Here is a 662-nt window from a genome sequence, read left to right on the forward strand (position 1 = left end):
GCCTCGGCCTGCCCCGCGTACGAAAGAACATAGGCGTTATCGGCATCCACCGCCCCGACCAATGTTTGCGACAGCACATGTCGTCCGTTCTGGGTAATGGTGCAGGTAGTTTCCAGGGCCGACAGGCGGCTCAGTGTCGCCGGATGAATCTTGTTACAGACACTTTGATAGCCGCTTTGAAAGAAGTCCTTTTGCACCGCTTTGCGCATTTCCAGCAGCACGCCGTGCACATTTACCTGATGACCGCTTTCCACTTGAGTCATGGTCAATTCCATGACCATCACCGGAGTGCCGCCCTGATCGTTTTTGACCGCACGCTGACGGGACACTTTAGCGCCGGCATTTTCCTGCGCGAGGGCTTCGACTTCCCAACCACTTGGCCATGTCACCTGTGGCGCCTCTGCATAAGCGCTGGCAACCGCTGACAAAATGCCGAGCATGACGAACATCGATTTTCGAATCATTGCAATAAACACCCACGGACTGAAGGGTAAAGTCTGAGCTTCGCCCGCCTGTCAGGCAATAGCCGACGGTTTGGGTTTGGTGATGTCTTAGGCGTTGCGTATCATTGTCGCCATTCGTTAGCCCCACTTATTTTCCGGAGGGCCCATGAGCCTGCACGAATTGAACACTTTCCCTGGCGTCACTGCCCAACCTGACAC

General features: G+C 55.1%; 1 protein-coding gene. It reads right to left on the reverse strand.

Features of this window, described 5'->3' with window-relative positions:
- Positions 1–464 (reverse strand): DUF4946 domain-containing protein (locus AC1DRJ_RS31285; RefSeq protein ID WP_477805511.1); only part of this gene is annotated, 464 nt, incomplete at its 3' end.
- Positions 465–662: the final 198 nt, after the last annotated feature.

This window comes from Pseudomonas sp. P5_B2 (genome assembly GCF_056400445.1).